Raw genomic sequence first — 18,720 nt, 5'->3', positions numbered from 1 at the left:
CCCTCGTCGGGGCGGCCACTACCGTCTTTCGTTTGAACGGCCGGCGGCGGCTGGAGGGCCGGCGGGGACCGGTGGTTCGCGGTGCCGGAGTCGGCGTCGGAGTCGGAACCGGCGCCGGCGCGGTCACCGTCCGAGGGTGGCCGGGCCTGGTCGGCGGACGGCCGACCCGTGTCGGCGCGTCAGACCACGTCGGCCGCGGCGCCGTCGGCGGGATCGGGCGGGACGCCCCGCGTCGCCTCGACGGTCACCGCCGAGACGCCGAAGGCGTCCTCGAGCGCGTCGGCGACCGCCGACGGCTCGTCGGGGAGGTCGGCGTCCAGCGCGAGCGTGACCTCGACCTCGACGGCCACGTCGTTCAGCCCGGGCTGGAGGCCGCACAGCTCCTGGGACTCGACGGCGCGGACACCGTCGATCCGGCTGAGCTTCGTCTCGACGCCCGCGGCGAGGTCGCCGGGGGCGGCACGGGACACCGCGACTGTCATGCTGGCATCGGCCAGTCGGGCCAGTTGGACCGACATAGGCTCCCTGCGCGAGTCGAACGCGTCCTGGGCCACTCGCCCGCACGACGGCGACGTCGCGCGGATCGATTCCGTGGGAGTGGCCGCGGGAACGCGGACGGTGCTGGACGGGAACCCGAACGGTAGGAAGGACGAGAGAGTCCGCCTCCGTTCGGGCGTGCGCCCGAAACGTCGTCGCGTTCACGCGGCGATGGAGGCGGACCGTACGTCGAACCGGAGTCCGTTGGCGTTCCCCTTGCCGCACGGCATGGGGGTCGCGGACCGCCACCCGCCATAGCCGGCACTGGTCGCGTGAGCGAGTGTGCCGGCGTGGTGAGTGGCGATCATCGGAGTCCGGCCGACTTGCGTCGGTACTGAACACCTTCGACGGCGTTCACTTAACGATTCTCCTGCCGTGCAACCGAGTGACACGGCGTTCCATGGGACGCGATACGGGACTCTCCGGTGATCGCGACCACCGTTTCGAACCGAAACAGTTTGGCGCCCCCGCGCGAAGCCGAGTCCATGAGCCAGGCACTCGTGGTGCGGAACGGCACCGTCCACACGCAGACGGAACGGGGGACGATCGAGGGCGACGTGCTCGTCGAGGACGGCGAGGTCGTCGCCGTCGGCGACGTCGAGGCGCCCGACGACGCGGAGGTCATCGACGCCGAGGGCATGCAGGTGACGCCGGGGCTGATCGACGCCCACAGCCACGCCGGCATGGCCGAGTGGGGCGAACCCGAGGACGGCGACTTCAACGAGGGGACGAGCGCGACGACGCCCCACGTCAACGCCCTCGACGGTTTCCACCCCCGCGACGAGGAGCTGAAACACGCGTTCCAGAACGGCGTGACGACCGTCTCCTCGCGGATGGGCTCTGGCAACGTCATCGGCGGCATCATCTGCTCGATGAAGACCCACGGCCGCACCGCCGACGCGATGCTCGTCCGCGAGGACGGCATGAAGGCCGCGATGGGCGAGAACCCCAAGCGGTTCCACGGCGAGCGCGAGGGTCGCCAGCCGTCGACCCGGCCGGGCGTCGCGGCGACGCTCCGGGCCTCGTTCATGGCCGCAGAGGACTACCTGGAGCGAAAGGAGGCCGCCGAGGAGGAGGGCGAGCCGTTCGAGCGCGACCTCGGCGACGAGAACCTCGCGCGGGTGCTCACCGGCGATCTCCCGCTCCGCGTCCACGCCCACCGCGCGGACGACATCATGACGGTGTTCCGCATCGCCGAGGAGTTCGGCATCGAGGACCTCTCAATCGAGCACGCCACCGAGGGCCACGTCATCGCCGAGGAGTTCGTGGCGCGCGACGTGCCGGCCATCGTCGGCCCGTCGCTCTCGTCGGCCTCGAAGTACGAACTCCGGAACATCACCTTCGAGACGCCCGGCATCCTCCACGAGGAGGGCGTGACGGTCGCCATCCAGACGGACGCGCCGGTGCTCCCCCAGCAGCACCTCGACGTCTGCGTCGGCCTCGCGGTCAGGGCGGGCCTCCCCGAGGAGGTCGCCCTGGACGTGGTGACGACGAACCCCGCGGCGATCCTCGGCATCGAGGAGCGCGTCGGCTCGCTCGCGGAGGGGACCGACGCGGACCTGGTGGTCTGGGACGGCCCGTTCCACCGGTTCGAGACGAGCAGCCAGCACGTCGTCGTCGAGGGCCGCCACGTGTTCGACCGCGAGGCCGACAGCGTCGACCCGCGCGAGGCGTACGACTGGTAAGCGACGCGAGGTCGAAGCGGCACGAGGCAACTTTCACCGCTTCGCTAGCGACGGGGTAACCCCGGAAGCGACGGCGAACGAGCGGTCCGGGCCGACTTTTCAGGTGATTCGTCGGGGCCGTGCGGTCCAGAACCCCGAACCGGCGGCGCGGTCAGCGCGTCCATAACGAAGTCCCGTTCGGCCATCGGAGTGACCGAGTCGCGACCGTCCCGCCACCGCCGCGGGCGGTGCGAACGTCCCCAAACGAATGGATCTCACAACTCGACTCGCGAGAGGTGTCAAAGCGACGTTCGTCGCGGACGTCGTCAGCACCCTCGCGAGTGCGGCCGCCCTCATCCTCCTCGCCCGGTACCTGCTCGGCCCCGCGGGGTACGGACTGCTGACCTTCGCCGTCTCGGTCCTGGGCGTCGCGGGTATCTTCGGGACCCTCGGGCTCCCAAAGTCCACCGCCAGGTACGTCACCGAGTACGCCGAGGGGGACTCCGGACAGGTACGGCACGTCCTCCGGATCGGCGCCCTCGCCATGCTCGCGCTGGTCACCGTCGTCGGCGCCGTTCTGACCCTCGGCAACGGGATACTCGCCCGCGCGCTGGACGAACCCGCGCTCGCACCGTTCCTCGTCGTCGGCGCGCTGTACGTCGGGTTCTCGGCACTCAACGGCTACCTCACCTCGGTGTTCCAGGGGTTCAACCGGGTCGAGTGGAGCGCCCTGGTCCGCGTCGTCGACAGCGTCGTCCGCCTGCTCGCGGTCGTCGGGTTCGTTCTCCTCGGACTCGGGGCGCTCGGCGCGTTCCTGGGCTACGTCGCCGGGTACGTCGCCGCCGGTCTCGTCGGCCTGTACGTGCTCTACACGCGGATCGTTCCGAAACTGACCGCCGCCACCGAGCGGGAGGGTGGCCTCCGACGCCGCGTTCTGGAGTACAGCGTCCCCCTCACCGCGACCCGGGGGGCGAACGTCCTCGACAAGAAGGTCGACGTCATCCTCGTCGGGATGCTGCTCAACACGACCGCGGTCGGGTTCTACGCCATCGCCAAACAGGTCTCGGACTTCGTCTCGATGCCCGCCGCCTCGCTCGGGTTCACCATCTCCCCCGCGCTCGCCGAACAGCGGGACGGCGACCGCCTCGACACCGCCGCCCGCATCTACGAGGAGTCGCTCTCGTACGTGCTGCTGCTGTACGTCCCCGCCTGCGTCGGACTCGTCCTCGTCGCCGGCCCCATGATCCGGTACGTCTTCGGGACGGACTACCTCCCCGCCGTCCCCGTCGTCCAGGTGTACAGCGGCTTCATCTTCGTCAACGCGGTGGACAAGGTGACGACCGACGGCCTGGACTACCTTGGGCGGGCGCGGTCACGGGCGCTGATCAAGGGGACGATGGCCGTCGCCAACTTCGTCCTCAACCTCCTGCTCATCCCGGCGATGGGCGTCGTCGGTGCCGCCCTCGCCACCGTCATCACCTACTCCGTGTACACGTCGTCGAACGTCTACTTCATCCACCAGGAACTGGGCTTCCGCGTCCGTCGCGTCGCCCGCCACGCGGCCGGCACGTGCCTGCTCACCGCCGGGATGTTCGCCGCGGTCGCGGTGCTGCTCCCGCACGTCGGGGGACTCGTAACGCTCCTCGGCGTCGTCCTCTCCGGCGCGACGGTCTTCGCGGGACTCGTCCTGGCGTGCGGTCACGTCGACGCGCGACGCGTCGCGTCGCTGCTCCGGTGACGTCGGAGTGGTCGAACCGTGCCGGGTCGTCGCCTCGAAAACGCCCGCCGGTCGACTCGCGAACACTTTTATCGGCCCCGGTCGCCTCGCAGGTATGGCCCTCCTCTGTACTGGATACGAGCCGTTCGGCGAACACGAGACGAACCCCTCCGGCGACGTCGCCCGGGCGCTCGACGGGGCGAGGCTCGCCGGCCACGACGTGGTCGGCGAGGTACTCCCCGTCGCGTTCGAGGACGCCGGCGACCGGATGCGCGCCCTCCTCGACGAGCACGACCCGGTGGCCGTCGTCGCGACTGGACTCGCGGCCGGGCGGAGCGGCGTCTCGGTCGAACGGGTCGCGGTCAACGCCGCGGACGCGGTCGGCGTCCCCGACAACGCCGGCGACGACCCGGTAGACGAGCGGATCGACCCCGACGGACGGGACGGGTACCTCGCGACGGTGCCGGTCCGCCGGACTGTCGAGGCGTGCCTGGACGCCGGCGTCCCGGCCAGATTGTCGAACACCGCCGGGACGCATCTCTGTAACCACCTCCTGTACTGGACGCTCGCGCACCTCGACGCGACCGGACGTGACGCGCCCGCCGGCTTCCTCCACCTACCGGCGACGCCCGGACAGGCGGCGAGAAAGGCGCAGGAAGGCGAGGCGGCACGCGGCGGGAGCCTGACGCCAAGCCTCCCGCTCGAACTGTCGGAGCGGGCCGTCGGCGTCGCGTTCGAGATCGCGCTGGAGCGGGCGGAGTAGCCGCCGGGGCGAGCCCGGATCTCACTCCGCGTCCGCGGTGGAGCGTCCGACTTCGGTCCCGCCGTCGAAACTCGCGAGGGCGGACTCGCCGTCGGCGGTGATCCGATAGACCGACTCGCCGGTGACCCGTTCGAGGAGCCCGTACTCGACCAGCACCGAGATGCGGCGCTCGACGAGGGGGATGTGTACCCCGGTGTTTCCAGCGACGAGCGCCGGGTAGTCGGCGCCCGAGTCCTGCAGGTAGCTGAGGACGCGTCTGTCCGTGTCGGTCAGCGAACTGGGCTCCGGCATCTATTGCGGTATTCGGTAGCATGGAACATGAAGTTGGCGACTCCTCGGGACTCCCTGACACGGTTCGGCGGGAGAAGGGGGTGTCGTTCGGCGGGCCTTCCGGTCGATCGTATCCTTCCGACCGACGAGGTGCTACCGTACGACCGGTGTACCGGTCACGTTTCGTTCGGGAGCCGGTCGGTGAAGTCCGCGCTCTGATGGTCGAGGTGGTCGAGCCGCGGTCCCAGCAGCTCGCGCACGAGCACGACGAGTGGGTTCCGCTTGCCCTCGCCCACCATCGCCGTCTCCGTGCTCTTCCCGTCGGAGTCCGGTCCGTCCAGAAGTCCGAACGCGACCTTCTCCCGGTCCGCGAGGATGAGTCGGTCCACTCGCGGATAGCACGATGGGTCGTTCGCCCAGTCCAGTTGTGGCTCCCAGAGGGTCGCCTCGGGGAGGTTCGTGCGGAAGAACTCGCGAACGTCCGGATTCTGCGAGCCGACACGTAAGTTCACGCCCCGGTCGATGGCGTTTCTCGCGTGCGGGAGGCACCCCTCGTCGAGCAGGTCGTCCGAGAGGTAGATGAGGAACAGTTCGTCCTCGGCCTCGTCGGCGAGCCGTCGGGTGTAGTCGTACACGTCCTCCCTGCCCTCGATCACGCCGACGGCGTCCTCGTCCGGCCGGCGGTCCGGCCGGAACCGGGCCAGTAGCTCGTCCAGCATCTCAAACTCCAGCCACTCGGGGTCGGCCGTCGTGTGGTCGACGGCGGAGACGACGTTCCCGTCGCGGTCGTACTCGACCAGTCCGGCGTCCGCGAGCTTCGGGAGGCGATTGTGGTGTAACGTGATGAGAACGCGTTCGAGCTCCTCGCCGTGCGCGGACGGTTCGAACACCGCGGATTCGCGGGCCACGAGACGCTCCGCCAGCTCCTCGACGTGAAGCGGACCGGCGGCCCCGTCGAGGGCCGATAGTATCGCCCGATTCCTGGCATCCGTGACGAGACGGAGAATCCGATCCTCGTGCGTCCCCATGACACGAGTTAGCATATCCGGTCGGATAAGCGTGAGCCATTAATTTCCCGCCATCGACGCCCGAATATGGATGTCGGATTACTAATCGGTGGCGGGTGACGGTGGCGTCCGTCGGTCCCGACGGCGAGGGGCCACGCGACGTGCTCGAATCTCGGTCGCGGACCGCCGGCACCCGGGAGCCTTTGTGACTGTACCCGAACGTCCGACCATGAGACTCCCCGACGCAGTCGTCGGCGACGCACAGACCAGCGGGTTCGCCTGGGACGTGCTCACGGACCTCGTCGACGTGGGAAACCGCATGGCCGGACAGGAGGGCGAGCGCCGCGGCGCGGCGGTCGTCCGCGACGCCTTCGCGGAGGCGGGGTTGCGCGACCCGCACGTCGAGGAGTTCGACGTCCCGGGCTGGTGGCGCGGCAGTTCCTCCCTCGAGATCCACGAACCCCACCACCGGGTCCACGAGGGCCAGCAGGACGTTCTCGCGCTCCCCGGTTGCCCGTCGGGCGAGGCGACCGGCCGCGTCGTCGACGTCGGCGACGGCACCTACGACGAGTTCGAGGCGGCCGCGGACGACCTCGACGGGGCGGTCGCGCTCGCCTCCTCGGACACCCCCGAGGACGCCGACCGGTGGATCCACCGGATGGAGAAGTACGTCAACGCCGCGGACCACGGCGCCGTCGCGTTCCTGTTCCGCAACCACGTCGAGGGGTCGGTCCCGCCGACCGGCGAGGTCGGCTACCACCAGCGCCCCGGCCCCATCCCCGCGCTGGGCGTCTCCCGCGAGGCCGGCGCGCGGCTGGCTCGCTACGCCGAGGAGGGCTGTGAGGTCACCGTCTCGGTGGACTGCCGGAACGAGCCGACCACGTCGCGGAACGTCGTCGCCGACGTGGGTCCGCGCGGTCCGGAGGACCGCGGTGAAGCCGGTGAAACCGGCGGAGCCGAGGAGGCTGTGTTGCTGACGGCCCACGTCGACGCCCACGACGTCAGCGACGGCGCGAACGACAACGGCGCCGGCTCCGCGCTCGTCGCCGAGGTCGGCCGACTGCTGACCGACGTGGACCTCGACACCCGCGTCCGCTGCATCACGTTCGGCTCCGAGGAGATCGGCCTCTGGGGCGCCTACCACGCCGCCGAGACGCTCGACCTCGATTCCGTGAAGTGCGTCGTGAACCTCGACGGCGCCTGCTCCAGCCGGTCGCTCCGCGTGGGGTCGAACGGCTTCGAGTCGGTGGAGGCGGTGTTCGACGACGTCACCGACGAGATGGACGCCCCGCTCTCGACCGACGATACCGTCTCCCCGCACGGCGACCAGTGGGCGTTCGTCCAGGAGGGCGTCCCCGCGGTGATGACCTCGACGGCCTCCGAGACGTCCGGCCGCGGCTGGGGTCACACCCACGCCGACACGCTCGACAAACTGGACTCCCGCGACCTCCGGGACGTCGCCGTCCTCGTCGCCGAGGCGGTCGCACGGCTGGCGAGCGACGACGTCGAGACGCCCCACCGCTCCCGGGCCGAGATGGCCCGGGCCATCGACGACGGCTACGAGCAGGAGCTGAAGATGGGCGGGCGCTGGCCGTACGACGACCTGGACTGACTCGACCGTCCGATCCGTCCACGCCGACTAGCTCATCACTTCCTCGACCGTCACCTCGTAGAGGTCGCCCTCGTACCGGACGTACGCGTCGCCGTAGCCGCCGTGTGGCGCGGTGAAGTCGTTGCACCAGTAGGCGACCGCCTGCTCGGCGTCGGTCGCGGGGTTCTCCGAGCGGTAGTGGCCCGAGGTGAACAGGTCCTCGGCGACGGCAGCGGCGTCGTCGTCGAAGCCCGCGTCGGCGACGTTCCCGACCGCCTCCCGGACGACGAGGTCGGTGAACGACGCCCGGTCGGTCGCCACCTCGGGGAACGCGTACCGGTACGTCGTCAGCACCGTCTCCCCGGTTCCGTCGTGCCACAACGAGACGACTTCGCCCTCGTACTCGACGAAGTACGTGTCGCCGTCGAGGAACCGGCAGTCATCGCGTTCCTCGTCGGACTCGAACACCCAGCCGTAGCCGACGCCGAAGCCGGGGTCGCCCGGTTCCCAGCCGTCCAGGCCGGCGTCGACGACGCGACGCTCCGCCGCCGTCAGGTCGTCGTACGCGAGCGGGTCACCGTCGGGTTCCTCCCGGGCGGGGACGCGCATCTCGAAGCGGTAGGTGGTGACGGTCCGTTCCTCCACGACGGTCTCGTCCACGCGGTAGTACGTCCCGTCGGCCTCGAGGTAGGACCCCGCCTCCAGAGGGTGGCCGCGCCAGTCCTCCACGGTCGTCTCGCCGCCGAGCGACCCGTCGACGATGGCGCGCCGTCGCTCGGTCAGGTCGGCGACCGACTCCGTCCACGCGTCCGCCACCGCGTCGTGGTCGGACTCGTCGGCGGTCATGGTGATGACGTGGTAACAGCAGGTGCCGACTCCGTCGGTCGGCGTCGGGGACCGCGGGTCGGTCGGGGTCCCCGTCGGTGAACGGGTGTTCGAGCCGGGCGGGGTGTCCGTCGGGGATCCGGGGCCGGTACAGCCCGCGAGTAGCGCGGTGAGTCCGGCGAGGTAGCTGCGTCGGGAGGGCATCGTGTCGGGGTGGCGGACGGTGGGTAAGTGCTTTCCGGGCTTCGAACTCACCGCCGCTCCCTTTCTGTATCTCTCGCGCGCGCGGGTTGCCAGAGGGACGCTCCGACGTCCGATCCGGCCTCAGTACCCCTGCGCGTTCCCGTCCTTCCGCGGCTCCGTCGCCGCCGAGAGCGTCCCCTCCTCGTTGCGGACGATCTGTGCGCCGCCGAACTGTCCCGAGGGGAGCGTCCGCACGTCGTGGCCCTTCCGGGCGAGTTTCGCGGCGACGTGCGAGTCGAAGTGCGGCTCCAGCGCCAGCGTGTCGTCCTCGCGGTAGCGCCAGCGTGGCCGGTCGAGCGCCGCCTGGAGCGGCAGGCCGTAGTCGACCACGTTCGAGATCACCTGGAGGTGGCCCTGTGGCTGCATGTACCCGCCCATGACGCCGAACGCGGCCCAGTCGTCCTCGGCGAACTTCGCCAGCCCCGGGATGAGCGTGTGGAACGGGCGCTTGCCCGGTTCGAGCCTGTTCGGGTGCTCCGGGTCGAGCGAGAACGACGAGCCCCGGTTCTGGAGCGCGATGCCGGTGTCGCCGGCGACGAGCCCGGAGCCGAAGCCGGCGAACCGGGAGTTGATGTAGGAGACGACGTTGCCCTCGTCGTCGGCGACGCAGAGCAGGACGGTGTCGGCGTCCTCTGCGTTCGCGTCGGGGACGCCGAAGGTGACGTCGTGGTTGGCCGTCTCGCCCACCTCCTCAGCGCGCTTCCGGGCCCAGTCCTTCGAGGCGAGCGGCGGGTGGTTCTCGAACTCGGGGTCGGTGATGTAGCGGTGGCCGTCGCGGAACGCGAGCTTCAGGGCCTCCGAGAAGTAGTGGACGCGCTCGGGCGAGTCGACGTCGTGCTCGCCGGCGCCGAGTTCCTCGGCGACGTTGAGCGCCTCCAGCGCGATGAGCCCCTGGTTGTTCGGCGGGAGCTCGAACACCTCGACGCCGTTGTACGTCGTGGAGACGGGGTCGAGGAACTCCGGCTCGAACGAGGCGAGGTCATCGACGGTCATGAACCCGCCGCCCTCCTGCACCTCGTTCGCGATCTGCTCGGCGATCTCGCCCTCGTACACAACGTCCGCGCCCTCGTCGGCGATGCGCTCCATCGTCGCGCCGAGTTTCGGGAGCGTGACCCGCTGGCCCACGTCCGGCGCCTCGCCGTCGAAGAGGAACGCCTCGCGCGCGTGCGCGGACTCGAACAGCTCCTCCCCGTGCTGCCACTGGGCGGCGACGACCTCGGAGACGGGGTAGCCCTCCGTCGCGTAGCGGATGGCCGGCTGGAGCAGTTCCCCCAGCGACATCTCCCCGAACGTCTCGGCTGTCGTCTCCCAGCCGCGCGCGGTGCCCGGCACCGTGACCGCGTGCGCGCCCGTTCCCGGCATCTCGGCGTCCGCGGGGTCGACGCCCTCCTCGTCGGCGACTGCCTCGCGGACGTTCTCCACGGTCGCGCCCTCCGGCGCCGGCCCGCACGAGCGCATCGCGCCCACCTCGCCGTCGGCGGTGCGGTACAGCGCGAACACGTCGCCGCCGAGGCCGGTCGAGGTCGGCTCGACGACGTTCAGCGCGGCGGCCGTGGCGACGGCGGCGTCGAAGGCGTTGCCGCCGTCCTCCAGGACGGAGATACCCGCCTGCGAGGCGAGCGGCTGGCTGGTCGCGACGACGCCCCGCTGGCCGTACACCGTCGAGCGGCGCGAGGCGAAGCGATCGAGGTCGGGCTCGTTCATACGTGAACGACGGCGCGGAGAGGGTAAAAATCACCACCCAAGAGACTCGGACTCCGTTTCGGCCTTCGCCGTGAGTCGCCTATCGCGTCGCGGTTCAGATGTCCGCGAACCCCCTTTTCCACGCTCACGACCTCCGGGATGACCACTTCGTCGTCGTCGACCCGCCGGACGAGTGCAACACATCGTCTGAATTCAGGGGGAACCGATGACCGAACTCGACGACCGTCCCGAGTAGTCTCGCCGCTGATAATCGGCCCGATACCGTAAAACGTGTCACTCACACTGGCACAGGTAGTCGCCGTCCCGCCGGCGCGTCCCCGGGCCAGGCGGGCAGCGTTATTACAACGATGAGCCAGCAACGTCGGGCCGGACGGAGGTATCGCCGATGAACGTGGACCCACGACGGAGCTACACCGCGAAGGTTGGCGTGGGCGTCCTCGTGGTCCTGCTCGTCAGCGGACTGGTGGGGGCCGCCGTCTACGTCGACGTGACCGACCGGGTCAAGACCGAGGAGCGGCACGGGCTCGAGGGACAGGCGAGCATGCAACGCGGCCTGCTCCAGACGGTCCTCGACGACGTCGGCCGGGCCGACGCGACGACCGCGGGCGAGCTCTCGCGGGTGACGACCGGAACGACCGACAGCCAGGCGCGCGACTGGCAACTCCAGACGGTGCTCAACGCGCGCGCCATCGGGGCCGACCGCGTCAGGGCCGTCCACTACGCGGAGTACGGCGGCGAGATCTCCGCCAGCTCCGAACGCGACCTCGCCGGAAAGGAGCTCGAGGACGTCGGGCTCGCGCCACCCGAGGACGTGAGCGGCGTCGAGTACGTCGAGCGGGACGGCCACAGATCGTGGGTGCTGTTCACGCAGGTGAACACGGGCGGGACGCTCGTCACCGAACTCAACGTCACGGTGATCGCCGAACTCCTCGAGACGACGGTGCAGGGGTCGCGGACCCGCGTCGTCGACGACGACGGCGTCGTCGTCCTCGACACCGGATCGCCCTCGACCGTCGGCACCCAGTACGTCGCCGGCGCGGGCGTCCAGTCGCCGGCCATCGTCGCCGGTCTGAACGGGAGCGCCGGGATCGGAACGCTCGATTCGTCCGTCTCCGGCGGGTACGGCCGCGCGGTCGTCGCCCACGAACCGATCGACGGCGCGAACCTCGCGGTCGCCTCCAGCGCGCCGCCGTCGACGCTGTTCGGGATCGCGGACGCCGTCGGCCTCCGCGTGCTCGGCCTGCTCGGCGTCGTCGGACTGCTGCTCGTCGGGTTCACGCTCGCGGTCGAGCGTCCGACCGTCCTCGCGCTCCGGGACCTGACCGGGACCGCGCGGGATCTGGAGGCCGGCGAACTCGACGTGCCGATCGAGAGCGACCGCGAGGACGAACTCGGCGACTTGTACGCCGGCTTCGACGCCATGCGGCGGGGGCTCCGCGAGCGCATCGGGGACGCGGAACGCGCCGAGTCGGACGCCCTGCGCGCCCAGCGCGAGGCCGAGGAGCTCACCGCCCACCTCGAGGAGAAGACGGCCCACTACGGCTCGGTCATCGCCAGCGTGGCCGACGGCGACCTCACGGCACGCGTCGACCCCGAGAGCGACGCCGCGGCGATCCGTCGTCTCGGGGGCGAGCTGAACGACGTGCTCGGGGAGCTGGAGGCGACCATCGACGAGGTGCAGTCGTTCGCGGACGAGGTCCGCGACGCCAGCGGCGACCTCGCGTCGAGCGCGAGCGAGGTCGGCGGGGTGAGCGACCGGGTCGCCGAGTCGATGACGGAGGTGAGCGCCGACACCGCGACGCAGCGCGAGCGCCTGGGCGAGGCGGCCGACGAGATGAACACGGTCTCCGCGACCGTCGAGGAGGTCGCCTCCACCGCCGGCGGCGTTGCGGCAACGGCGGAGGAGACAGCCGAGGAGGCCCGGGAGGGCCGCGGCGCGGCGGAGGACGCGGTCGAGGCGGTCGCGGACGTGGAGGAGCGCACCGAGTCCGCGGTCGCGGAGGTCGAGGCGCTCGTCGAGCGGATGGACGAGATCGGCGAGGTCACCGCGACCGTCTCCTCGATCGCGGACCGGACGAACCTGCTCGCGCTCAACGCGAACATCGAGGCCGCCCGCGCGGGCGAGGGGAGCGAGGGGTTCGCGGTCGTCGCCGACGAGGTGAAGTCGCTCGCGACGGAGGCCCAGGAGCGCGCCGACGAGATCGAGACGCTGCTCTCGGACATCCGGGACCAGACCGTGACGACCGCCTACGACATGCGGGGCGCCCGGGAACGCCTCGGCGAGGGCGCCGAGACGGTGGGGACCGCCGCGGACGCGCTCCGCTCGATCGCCGACCTGGTTGAGGAGGCGAACGACGGGATGCAGGACATCGACGGCGCGACCGACGATCAGGCCGCGAGCGCCGAGGAGGTGGCGGCGATGATGGACGACGTACGCGAGACCGCGCGGGAGACGGCCGACGAGGCCGACGACGTCGCCGCGGCCGCCGAGCAACAGACCGCCTCGCTCGGGGAGGTCGTCCACGTCGCCGACGACCTCGCCGACCGGGCGCTGGATCTGGACGACGCCCTCTCCCAGTTCGAGACGGACCTCGACGCGAGGGCCGGGGCCGGACCCGGGAATCCGGCCCGAGGCGCGGGGGCGAACGACGGCCGGGCCACCGCCGTCGACGGCGGCATGGAGTGGGTCGGCGACGCCGACGGCGGGGAGGAGTAGGACCACCTTCCGACCGACGATACCCGGCCGAACGCCCTCCTACACACCAGTGTCCGTTGTCGAACGTCCGATCGGAGCCGACCGCTCGCGGGACCTGAACCGTTAAGTCACCCCCGCCGAAGCCATCAACGATGCCACAGGAACGGTGTCTCGAGCGCCGGCGCTTCCTCGCCCGCGTCGGTGCCGCGGGGCTCGCGGGCACGACGGGCGTGCGCGCCGCCGGCCGTGCGGCTGCGACCGGGTTCGCCGGTTCCGTCGAGTCCGACGACCCGTTCGACCCGACGGTTCACGCGTTCGGCTTCCGGAACTGGTCGACCCGGAGCGAACTCTTCCCCGACCACGCCCACGACGCGGTGACCCGCGACGAGGTTCGCCGCACCGTCGAGCGGAACTGGACGGGGCCGCTGTTCGCGCTCGCCTCCGGGCCGACGGCGACGTCGCTGCCCGACTCGCTCGTGGAGGCCGTCTCGACCCAGGTGTACGTCTCCGTGAACCAGCTCTCGGCGACGAACGGCCACTGCTACGGGATGTGCTTCGCCGCGCAGTCGTACTACGAGCGGCCGGACCGCATCCCGCTCGACCGCGAGTCGGCGTCGGCGTTCGCGGGCCCGACGGAGCCGTTCGACGACGGGGCCGAGCCAGTCGCCGACGAGATCGACCTCTACCAGACCGCACAGCTCCTCGACGTCGAGGCGTGGCTCGGTCGCCGCGCGCTCGTCCGGCCGTCCGCGATCGACTACGGCCGCGAACTCGAGGCCGTGAAGCACGCCGTGGACGCCGACGGGACCGCGAGCGTCACCCTCCTCGCGGGCACCTCGCGGCTCTACCACCAGGTACTCGTGTACGACTACCGGCGCCGCGGCGGCGGGACGGACCTGCTGGTGTACGACCCGAACTACGGCGCGCGAACGTATCGGACCGACGCGGGGCGGGAGGCCCGGCGGATTCGGGTGTCGACGGCCGACTCCCCGACGACGGTCTCGTACGACGGCTACGACGGCTTCGTGGCGAACCGCGCCGACCGCCGCATCCGCCTCCGCACCGACCCGGACGACGACTCGGGGTCGAACGGCGGGGGGCGCGGACTGTTCCCGATGCTCGCGGTCACGATGCGGTCGCCCGCCGGGTCGCTGTCCGTCCTCGACCCCGAGGGTCGGCCGGTGTCGCGCGACCGCGCCGCGTTCATGAACGAGGACGCGGCCGGCGGGGCCGCGCTCCGGTACCGGTACGGCGCCGAACCCGGCGACTACCGGATCGTCGTCACGGCCGCGAAGGACACCCCGTACACCCTCGACGTGCGGTCGGCGGGCCTCGACGGGGAGCTCCTCTCGACCAGCCGCGAGGGCCACCTCGACGCCGGGGAGGCCCGGACGTTCCGGGCGTCGATCTCCGACCCCGGCGACGGTGAACTGTCGGCCACGGGGGAGGGCCCCCTCGACGACCTGGGCCCCTCGACGCTGGCGGCGCTGGTCGGCGGCGCGGCGGTCGGCCTCGGCGGCGCGGTCACGGCGTGTCGCCGGCGGGGGGGATTCGAACGGTAAGCGTCGCCGGGTCCTGGCTCGATGCTGGCTTCCTCGGCTCCCGGAACTCGGCCACTCGACCGACATCGACACCCTAGACCGACAGGTCGAAGCCGTGCCGCCTCCTCCCTCGACCCGTGCCACAGCCGCGTCACAGGCCGGGGGAGTCGGACCGGTACGGCTTCGACGAAACCCGCGACTACCTCGGCGCCGCCGTCTCCCGGCTCCTCCCGCGCCGGCTTCTCCGGCGCGGCCTCTCGATCTCCGTCGCCACCGACAGGGACAGCTACGCCCCCGACGACCCGATCAGTATCCGCGTGGAGATCAGGAACGCGTACCCGGTGCCCGTCGAGGTGCCGACCGCGTCCCGCCGGCGCTGGGGGTGGGAGGTCGACGGGCTGCTCGAGGCGAGCGACGAGCCCCGCCGGGACCCGGGCGGCCGGGGCGAACTGACGTTCCGGGCCCGCGAGCGGAAGACGTTCACCTGGACCTGGGACGGCCGGGTGAAGCGGGTCACCGACGAGGGAGCCCGATCCGTCCCCCTCGATCCCGGCGAGCACGAACTCCGCGCGTTCGTCGGGACTCGCTCGGGACGGCCAGCGGACTCGACGACGTTCAGGGTCGAGTGAGTAGGCCGTTCTGAAGGAAAAGAGGCTCTCGGGAGCGACTTCAGTCGTCCGCGGTCGCGGTGCCCTCGGTGCCGGTGTCCTCCATGGAGAGGTCCTCGTCGCGGTGGAGGTGACACGCGGCGAAGTGCTCGCCCGTGCCGTACTCCGGCTCGACCGTGTAGCTCGGCACCTCCCGTGCGCAGATGCTCGGCTCCTCGAACGCCTCGGAGAGCCGCTCCGCGGCGTCCTTCCAGTCACCGGCGAGTATCTCGTCCAGCGCGCGCTCGACGTGCTCGCCGGCCTCGCCGCCGGGGAGGTCGCTCCCGAAGAACTCGCGGCGGACCGTCGCCCGGTCGGACGCCTCGAAGCTCCGGCGCTTCACCGCGCGGGTGAACGACAGGACGTCGTCCCACGTCCCCTCGTCCATCGCGTACTCCGCCGGCTGGATGAACTCCGGACACCGGGTGCGGAACCGGCAGCCCGATGGCGGTTCGATCGGCGACGGGACGTCGCCTTCGAGCACGCCGCGCTGTCCCCGCGCCCGGGGGTCGGGCACCGGGATCGAGTCGAGCAACGCGTCGGTGTAGGGGTGCTGCGGGTTCTCGAACAGCTCCTCCGTCTCGGCGAGTTCGGCGACCTTGCCGAGGTACATCACGGCGACGCGGTCGGAGATGTGCCGGATGACGGAGAGGTCGTGGGCGATGAACAGGTACGTCAGCCCGAACTCGTCCTGGAGCTCCTGCATCGTGTTGAGCACCTGTGCCTGGATGCTCACGTCCAGCGCGGACACCGGCTCGTCGCAGACGATGAAGTCCGGGTTCACGGCGAGCGCGCGGGCGAGGTTGATGCGCTGGCGCTGGCCCCCCGAGAACTGGTGCGGGTAGCGGTTGTAGTGCTGGGGGTCGAGCCCCACCTTCTCCAGGAGGTCGCGGACGCGCTCCTCGCGCTCGCCCTCGTACAGCCCGTGGGCCTTCATCGGCTCCTCGACGATCGGGCCGACCTTCATCCGGGGGTCGAGGCTCGACTGGGGGTCCTGGAAGATCATCTGCATGTCGCGGCGCTGTTCCCGGAGGTTGCTCCCGGACAGCTCCGCGAGGTTCTCGCCCTTGAAGTACACCGCGCCGTCGGTCGGGTCGACCAGGCGGAGGATCGTGCGCGCGAGCGTCGACTTGCCGCAGCCGGACTCGCCGACGAGCCCGAGCGTCTCGCCCTCGCGGATGTCGAAGCTCACGCCGTCGACGGCCCGCACCGGCGGGTCCGAGAAGAACGTGTCGAGGAAGCCGCTCGACTGGCTGAAGTGCTTGGTGAGGTTCTCCACCCGGAGCAGCGTGTCGGACTCACTCACCGTCCTCACCCCCTGCACGCAGCTCGCTCAGTCCGCCGGCGAACGCGTCGGTCGACTCGTTCTCCAGCGGCTCGCTGTGCTCGTACCCGACCGCCTCGTACTTCACGCAGGAGACGAGGTGGTCTCGCTCGTCCCCGGTCGTCCCCTGGTCGGGGGGTGTCGGGTCGTCGGTCGTCGCCCCCTCCTCCGGCGGCCCGTGCTTCGGGTGGGCCTCGCGACACACCTCCCTGGCGTCGGGACAGCGGGTGTGGAACCGACAGCCAGACGGCGGGTTGATCGCCTCCGGCATCACCCCGCTGATGGGGTCGAGCGACTCCACCGTCCGGTCGGGACGGGGGATCGAGCGGAGCAGCGCCTCGGTGTACGGGTGTTTGGTGTCGTAGAACAGGTCGTCGACCCCCGCCTGTTCGATGACCTCGCCGAGGTACATCACGTTCACGCTGTCGCAGATCTCGGCCACGACGCCCATGTCGTGTGTGACCCAGAGGAACGCGGTGCCGTACTTCTCCCGGAGGTCGTCGACGAGGTCGAGGATCTGCCCCTCGACGGTGACGTCGAGCGCGGTCGTCGGCTCGTCCGCGATGATGAGGCTCGGCTCGCAGGCGAGCGCCATCGCGATGAGGACGCGCTGGCGCATCCCGCCCGAGAACTGGTGGGGGTACTCGTCGTACCGCGTCTCGGGCTCGGGGATGCCCACCTCGCGGAGCATGTCGATCGCGATCTTCTTCGCCTCGGACCCGGACACTTCGCGGTTCAGCTCGATGAACTCCCTGAGCTGTCCGCCGACCGTGAACACCGGGTTGAGCGACTCCATCGGGTCCTGGAAGATGATGGCGATCTCCCTCCCGCGGATGTCAGTGCGCATCTCCCGCTGGGAGAGCATCTCCTCGGACTCCTCGAGGGTGCCGTCGGGGCGCTCCTGGATGTCGACCAGCTTCCGGCCCTTGTACGTCACCGTCCCGTCGACGATGCGCCCGGGCTCCTCGACGAGCCGCATGATCGACTGGGCGGCGACGGACTTCCCGGCGCCCGACTCGCCGACGAGCCCGACGAGTTCGCCCTGCTGTACCTCGAAGCTCACGCCGTCCACGGCGCGGACGGTCCCCTCCTCGGTGAAGAACTGGGTCTTCAGGTTCTCGACTTTCAGTAGTGGCTCTGACTGACTCATTAGTTGTTGATCCGCGGGTCGAGTGCGTCTCGCAGGCCGTCACCGAGCAGGTTGAACCCGACCACGGTGGCGAGGATGGCGAGGCCCGGCCAGATGCTGAACCACGGGTTCGGCAGCATGTAGTCCCGCGAGTTGTTGAGCATCTGTCCCCACGACGGCGTCGGCGGCTGGGCGCCGTACCCCAGGAACGAGATGCCGGCGATGATGAGGATGGAGACGCCGACCTGCAGCGTCGCCTGCACCAGCACGGGCGCGAAACTGTTCGGGATGACGTGCCGCATGATGATGTTGCGGTCCCGGACGCCCGCGGCGCGGGCCGCCTCGACGTAGTCCTCCTCGCGGACGGACAGCACGCGCGACCTGATGAGCCGCGCGAACGTCGGGATGGTGGCCACCCCGACGCCGATCATCGCGAACGTGAGGCTGCGGCCGAACGCCACCATGAACACGATGACGAGCACGAGGAACGGGATGGCGTACAGCGTCTCTGCCGCCCGCATCAGCGCGTCGTCGACGAGGCCGCCGTAGTAGCCGGCGACGGAGCCGACGATCATCCCGACGATCATCGCCACCCCGGTCGACACGACGCCGACGGTGATGGCGATGCGGGTCCCGTAGAACAGCCGGACGAGCACGTCCCGTCCGCGGTGGTCCGTGCCGAGCGGGTGCGCGAGCGTCCCCGGGTCGCCCGGGTACAGCTGGTTGCTCATGAACGCCGGCGGGCGCAGGATGGGGGCGCCGGTCTCGGCGATCGGGCTCACCCACACCGCCTTCGCGATGGCGTACTGTTCGATTCCCATGCCGGCGAACACCGCGTACCTGTCGAGGTAGTTGAAGAGCACGCCGTCGATGAAGGCGATGATCGCGACGACCGTCGCGACGCCGATGATGGCGAGCCCGGCGAGCGCCGTCGGGTCGCGCCGGACCTGCGAGAGCGTGTACCGCCACCCGACGTTAGCTTCCGGCTGCTCGCCGGTCGACTCGTCCTCGAACTCCGTGTCCAGCTCGGATTCCGTCTTGGTGTCGTGCGTCGTAGCCATGG

The 18,720-nt window shown here is 70.7% G+C and carries 15 protein-coding genes; 7 read left to right on the top strand and 8 right to left on the bottom strand.

Annotated features, from left to right (window positions below):
- Positions 1 to 179: 179 nt before the first annotated feature.
- Positions 180 to 518, bottom strand: a complete 339-nt coding sequence (locus HUG10_RS10270; RefSeq protein ID WP_179169490.1) for a hypothetical protein — start codon at positions 516 to 518, stop codon at positions 180 to 182.
- A 504-nt stretch (positions 519 to 1,022) separates the two neighbouring features.
- Here HUG10_RS10270 and HUG10_RS10265 point away from each other — a divergent pair.
- The 3 genes from HUG10_RS10265 (at position 1,023) to HUG10_RS10255 (ending at position 4,681) form a co-directional block, all read left to right on the top strand.
- The gene (locus HUG10_RS10265) at positions 1,023 to 2,222 is read left to right on the top strand and encodes an amidohydrolase family protein (protein WP_179169489.1); all 1,200 of its coding nucleotides are present in this window, start codon (positions 1,023 to 1,025) and stop codon (positions 2,220 to 2,222) included.
- A gap of 247 nt (positions 2,223 to 2,469) precedes the next feature.
- On the top strand, positions 2,470 to 3,939 hold the full coding sequence (locus HUG10_RS10260; RefSeq protein WP_179169488.1) for a flippase: 1,470 nt from the start codon (positions 2,470 to 2,472) through the stop codon (positions 3,937 to 3,939).
- Between the two features lie 94 nt (positions 3,940 to 4,033).
- Positions 4,034 to 4,681, top strand: coding sequence for a pyroglutamyl-peptidase I family protein (locus HUG10_RS10255; RefSeq protein ID WP_179169487.1), 648 nt, complete (start codon positions 4,034 to 4,036; stop codon positions 4,679 to 4,681).
- A 21-nt stretch (positions 4,682 to 4,702) separates the two neighbouring features.
- On the opposite strand, the gene HUG10_RS10250 is transcribed toward HUG10_RS10255, so the two are convergent.
- Together HUG10_RS10250 and HUG10_RS10245 are read right to left on the bottom strand one after the other, a co-directional pair.
- Positions 4,703 to 4,972: a DUF2250 domain-containing protein gene (locus tag HUG10_RS10250; RefSeq protein ID WP_179169486.1), complete on the bottom strand. Its 270-nt coding sequence runs from the start codon at positions 4,970 to 4,972 to the stop codon at positions 4,703 to 4,705.
- A 155-nt stretch (positions 4,973 to 5,127) separates the two neighbouring features.
- Entirely contained in the window at positions 5,128 to 5,979 is an 852-nt protein-coding gene (locus HUG10_RS10245) for a DUF7344 domain-containing protein (protein ID WP_179169485.1), read from the bottom strand.
- A gap of 208 nt (positions 5,980 to 6,187) precedes the next feature.
- Between HUG10_RS10245 and HUG10_RS10240 the strand changes: the two genes are divergently transcribed.
- Positions 6,188 to 7,570 carry a M28 family peptidase gene (locus HUG10_RS10240; protein ID WP_179169484.1) on the top strand — a complete coding sequence of 461 codons (1,383 nt, stop codon included), beginning with the start codon at positions 6,188 to 6,190 and terminating at the stop codon, positions 7,568 to 7,570.
- Positions 7,571 to 7,597: 27 nt separating this feature from the next.
- Here the strand turns inward: HUG10_RS10240 and HUG10_RS10235 are convergent, their stop codons facing one another.
- Complete coding sequence (locus HUG10_RS10235) at positions 7,598 to 8,578, bottom strand: hypothetical protein (protein ID WP_179169483.1); 981 nt, start codon at positions 8,576 to 8,578, stop codon at positions 7,598 to 7,600.
- Positions 8,579 to 8,698: 120 nt separating this feature from the next.
- A complete protein-coding gene (gene ggt, locus HUG10_RS10230; protein ID WP_179169482.1) occupies positions 8,699 to 10,321 on the bottom strand; it encodes a gamma-glutamyltransferase in 1,623 nt (540 codons plus the stop codon).
- A 385-nt stretch (positions 10,322 to 10,706) separates the two neighbouring features.
- Here ggt and HUG10_RS10225 point away from each other — a divergent pair, with 385 nt between their 5' ends.
- From HUG10_RS10225 to HUG10_RS10215, 3 genes are all read left to right on the top strand, one after another.
- Positions 10,707 to 13,037, top strand: coding sequence for a methyl-accepting chemotaxis protein (locus tag HUG10_RS10225; protein ID WP_179169481.1), 2,331 nt, complete (start codon positions 10,707 to 10,709; stop codon positions 13,035 to 13,037).
- Between the two features lie 131 nt (positions 13,038 to 13,168).
- Positions 13,169 to 14,578, top strand: coding sequence for a hypothetical protein (locus tag HUG10_RS10220; RefSeq protein ID WP_179169480.1), 1,410 nt, complete (start codon positions 13,169 to 13,171; stop codon positions 14,576 to 14,578).
- Between the two features lie 116 nt (positions 14,579 to 14,694).
- On the top strand, positions 14,695 to 15,186 hold the full coding sequence (locus tag HUG10_RS10215; protein WP_179169479.1) for a hypothetical protein: 492 nt from the start codon (positions 14,695 to 14,697) through the stop codon (positions 15,184 to 15,186).
- A gap of 40 nt (positions 15,187 to 15,226) precedes the next feature.
- Here the strand turns inward: HUG10_RS10215 and HUG10_RS10210 are convergent, their stop codons facing one another.
- The 3 genes from HUG10_RS10210 to HUG10_RS10200 are packed head-to-tail and all read right to left on the bottom strand — an operon-like array spanning position 15,227 to position 18,718.
- The gene (locus tag HUG10_RS10210) at positions 15,227 to 16,510 is read right to left on the bottom strand and encodes an ABC transporter ATP-binding protein (protein ID WP_179169478.1); all 1,284 of its coding nucleotides are present in this window, start codon (positions 16,508 to 16,510) and stop codon (positions 15,227 to 15,229) included.
- Positions 16,503 to 17,678, bottom strand: a complete 1,176-nt coding sequence (locus tag HUG10_RS10205) for an ABC transporter ATP-binding protein (protein ID WP_179169477.1) — start codon at positions 17,676 to 17,678, stop codon at positions 16,503 to 16,505. Before HUG10_RS10205 ends, HUG10_RS10210 begins: the two co-directional genes overlap by 8 nt.
- Positions 17,678 to 18,718 (bottom strand): ABC transporter permease, encoded by a 1,041-nt coding sequence (locus HUG10_RS10200; protein WP_179169476.1) that lies wholly within the window; start codon positions 18,716 to 18,718, stop codon positions 17,678 to 17,680. Before HUG10_RS10200 ends, HUG10_RS10205 begins: the two co-directional genes overlap by 1 nt.
- Positions 18,719 to 18,720: the final 2 nt, after the last annotated feature.

The sequence above is a fragment of the Halorarum halophilum genome, assembly GCF_013401515.1.
GTDB classification, from domain to species: domain Archaea; phylum Halobacteriota; class Halobacteria; order Halobacteriales; family Haloferacaceae; genus Halorarum; species Halorarum halophilum.
This window is presented reverse-complemented; position numbering and strand designations above follow the sequence as displayed.